The sequence below is a fragment of the Acinetobacter sp. YH16031 genome, assembly GCF_013417335.1.
Classification (GTDB): Bacteria; Pseudomonadota; Gammaproteobacteria; order Pseudomonadales; family Moraxellaceae; genus Acinetobacter.
Genome location: NZ_VPED01000086.1, coordinates 1 through 3,652, shown reverse-complemented (window position 1 = coordinate 3,652; position 3,652 = coordinate 1). Strand labels below are relative to the sequence as shown.

General features: G+C 40.0%; 5 protein-coding genes and 1 pseudogene. All 6 read right to left on the bottom strand.

Features of this window, described 5'->3' with window-relative positions; all coding sequences use genetic code 11:
* Window positions 1-188: 188 nt before the first annotated feature.
* The gene (locus tag FTV31_RS15920) at window positions 189-836 is read right to left on the bottom strand and encodes a hypothetical protein (protein WP_180015663.1); all 648 of its coding nucleotides are present in this window, start codon (window positions 834-836) and stop codon (window positions 189-191) included.
* Window positions 837-854: 18 nt separating this feature from the next.
* Entirely contained in the window at window positions 855-1,283 is a 429-nt protein-coding gene (locus FTV31_RS15915) for a ClpXP protease specificity-enhancing factor (RefSeq protein WP_180015661.1), read from the bottom strand.
* On the bottom strand, window positions 1,276-1,944 hold the full coding sequence (locus FTV31_RS15910) for a glutathione S-transferase N-terminal domain-containing protein (protein ID WP_180015659.1): 669 nt from the start codon (window positions 1,942-1,944) through the stop codon (window positions 1,276-1,278). The genes FTV31_RS15915 and FTV31_RS15910 overlap by 8 nt, the downstream gene beginning before the upstream one ends.
* A 334-nt stretch (window positions 1,945-2,278) precedes the next feature.
* Window positions 2,279-2,665 carry a 30S ribosomal protein S9 gene (gene rpsI, locus FTV31_RS15905; RefSeq protein ID WP_180015657.1) on the bottom strand — a complete coding sequence of 129 codons (387 nt, stop codon included), beginning with the start codon at window positions 2,663-2,665 and terminating at the stop codon, window positions 2,279-2,281.
* Between the two features lie 12 nt (window positions 2,666-2,677).
* On the bottom strand, window positions 2,678-3,106 hold the full coding sequence (gene rplM, locus FTV31_RS15900; protein ID WP_004785249.1) for a 50S ribosomal protein L13: 429 nt from the start codon (window positions 3,104-3,106) through the stop codon (window positions 2,678-2,680).
* A 439-nt stretch (window positions 3,107-3,545) separates the two neighbouring features.
* Window positions 3,546-3,652: pseudogene (locus FTV31_RS15895) on the bottom strand (IS5/IS1182 family transposase); the annotation flags it as partial.

Sequence of the window (3,652 nt, the reverse complement as noted above, 5' to 3'; positions counted from 1 at the left end):
TTCTTGAGTAAGATGAGTATAGTTCATGATGCAACTTTGACTTTGGTCGGTCGGAAGCAAAATGCTAGCTCATCTTGCTTCCTTCCAATAATTTAATCTCTGTTGCACTTCATTTGAGAATCCAAGGAATAAAAAAAGCCAATATCTCATTGGCTTTTAGTAAAACTGAATTTTTGAGGTTGAAGTATTTACGCAAATACACGTAATACTGCTTCAATCAGTACCCAAAGAATCGCAAGCGCAACCACTGGCTCAACGATTTTTGCCCAGGTTGGTGCTTCTACAACAGCAACTTCTTCAACATCATGATGCTGGATATTTTGATGAACCATTTGGCTAAACTCCTTCATTGATGCTTCTAATGATAGCTCTTCTTCATGAATTGGTTTAGAGCCTTTGAGTTCTGTTAGGTTATTTGTTGTCCAAACCCAATCATCTGCCTGCCCAGACAAATGCTCAATTTGTCCTTTCAACAGCTCTTGGATACTGGTCTGATTATGATTGCCAGTATCATGTAACTGCTTTAATTCAGTCAGCTGAAAATGAAAAATTTCAGACGTGAGCTGTTCCAGCTCGGGTTTTGGTAAAGTTGACTTGTTTTCCACTCGGGTAGTCAGGTGACGGGCAATTTCCAGAATATAGAGTTCATCTGGGTGTTTGATTTCATTATAAATTTTTTGCGGATTATTGCGCCATTCGCTAATCAGTTTGCCTAAAGTGAGAGCATTGATTTCTGAAATATATTTACGTTTTTCTTCTTTTGTATAGCCTTGTAGAAGCTCAGGCTTTTGAGTTTCTATCTGTTCAACAAAATATTGTACTAAATCAAAAGCCATTCACTTACTCCATTATTTTTAATCTAATAACCTTAGGGTTGGTTTTTTCTTTGCGGGTTCAGGCTGTTCTTCAGTGCTTGATTTTAAAGCATCTTCATCATTTTGTGTATGCTCATATTCATTTGGATCAAAGAATAATCCCTGACCGTTTTCACGTGCATAGACCCCGAGAACTGCTGCCATCGATACATAGATATCACGTGATACGCCACCAAAACGTGCTGAAAAGGTGATGGCTTCATTATCCATATTCAGCGCATGAACTGCATGCGGCACAATATTCAGGACAATCTGGCCATCTTTAATAAACTGTTCAGGAACCATGGTATTTGGACGTGTAGCATCGACCAGCAGATAAGGCGTCATATTGTTATCGCAAATCCACTCATAGATTGCACGTGCCATATAGGGACGGGTAGGACTTAAGTTGAATTCTTGTTCAGACATGATGTTTCTCTACAGGTTTGATTTGCTCTTGGTAGCGGTTTTTTTCCTGCAAGGTCATGGATTTTGCAAATGCAGGACGGCTAAAAACTCGCTGGCAATATAAATAAAATGGACGACATTGCTGTTTAGGTAATTCTACTCCCATGCTTTTAAGTCGAATGAAAATGGGAGCCAGCATGCAATCCAAGATGCTGAAATGTTCCGACATAAAATAAGGGAAATGCTGGAACAGGGGCGTTAATGAAATCAGGATATCATGCAACTGTTTTTGAGCCTTCACTTTGGCTGCAGTATCCAGAGTATCCGGATGACATAGCATAATATCGGCCAGTTTGAGCCAGTCATTTTCAAAACGCCAGATATATTGTCGCTGTTCCGCACGAGGCATGGGAGCATCTGCATAGAGCTTGTTCTGGCGGTAACGATCGTCTATATATTCGGAAATGATGCTGGTATTGAATAATTTTAAATCATTTTCAATCAGCATGGGCAGCTGGTTATAAGGATTGAGGCTGGCCAGATCTTCATCATCACTATCGACCAGGATCAGGTTATATTTAATCTGCTTTTCGGCAAGTACGTAGCGAATCCAATGGGAACGAAAGTCATCGGCATGGCTATATAAGGTGAGTCCTTGAAGTGGCGCGCTTTCGACTGACATAAATCCTGATTAAGTTCTAATGAATAGACTAGGATACTAAAAATCAACCTAAAAAGCACGAAGCATAAAAAGCCAATTGGATTAAGGCAGGGTAGAGTAGAGAAAAAAATGAAAGGAGCAGAACAACATGATCATGAATTTTGGCTTAATCATTCTGTTTATTATCATCGGTGTTGCGAATTATTATCTAACCAAATCCTTCTGGTGCCATGAAGGAGTGTGGGGTAAGGATGTGCATGAACAATGACAATAAAAATAATATTAAGTGGTCATTTTCAAGCCATAAAAAAACCCTGGTATACACCAGGGTTTTTTGTCCGATTCGGTAAACGAATTAACGTTTAGAGAATTGAGGACGTTTACGAGCTTTACGTAAACCAAGTTTCTTACGTTCAACTTCACGAGCATCACGAGTAACGAAACCAGCTTGACGAAGAGCAGGTTTAAGAGTTTCGTCAGAAGCGATCAGCGCACGAGTAATACCGTGACGGATAGCGCCTGCTTGACCACCAATACCACCACCAGCAACAGTGATGTAAAAGTCATATTTCTCAGTCGCTTCAAGAAGCTCTAGAGGTTGACGAACAACCATACGAGCAGTCTCACGACCGAAGTATTGTTCTAAAGAACGGTTGTTGATTACGAGTTTACCAGTACCAGCAGATAGGAAAACACGTGCAGTTGCGGTCTTACGGCGACCTGTACCATAGTTAGTAGCCATGTGCTGTATCCCTTAGATGTCCAAAACTTGTGGCTGTTGAGCAGTATGTGGATGCTCAGTACCAGCGTACACTTTCATTTTTTTGATCATTGCATAACCAAGAGGACCTTTTGGCAACATGCCTTTTACAGCGCGTTGGAAAATTTCTTCTGGTTTGTGAGCAACTAATTTTTCAAAATTAGTTTCACGAATACCACCAGGGAAACCAGTATGGCGATAGTATTTCTTGTCAAGTGATTTGTTACCAGTCACTTGAACTTGCTCAGCATTGATAACAACGATGTAATCACCAGTGTCAACGTGAGGAGTATAAGAAGTTTTATGCTTACCGCGTAAACGACGAGCGATTTCAGTCGCGAGACGACCTAAAGTTTTGCCAGAAGCATCAACAACGTACCAGTCGTGTTGAACTTCAGCTGGCTTAGCGCTGAGAGTTTTCATTAAACCACTACCTATTATAGTTGGTTTGGACTATGGAAGCTGTCCAAACAAAAGGAGACCGAATTCTACCCGAAAGCCGGGAGAACCACAATGAAAATATAAAATTTCAAGCGCTGTATTTTACAACGTCTTTCAATGAATGACCAGTAGGATTTTTAGCCTATAAACACATATGATTAATCATTAAATAATAAAATGGACCTAAGACTAGGGGCACATCTTTGTATGAATGGATTCACCTGTTTTTTAATATGTATTTCTTTAGCAAATGGCCCGTCTTCGATTCTACCTAGGTTTGTCTTCTAAACTTGAGGCAATCCTCCCTGAAAATGCCAAAAGCTAAACATGTCGAGTGTTGAGATGATTGCCTGAAACTCTTTATACGGTTCATTGACGTCAATCCGGTTTTTATCTCTCTTTAATAGACCTCTTTCATAAATCATTTTTTGCTCAGTTCCAAGTTGTAGATTCCAGCGATTAAATTGAATCTCAAACCAAGCCTTTTACCTCTATTTCGATAACGCTCAGCAAGGATTTTGAAGGTTT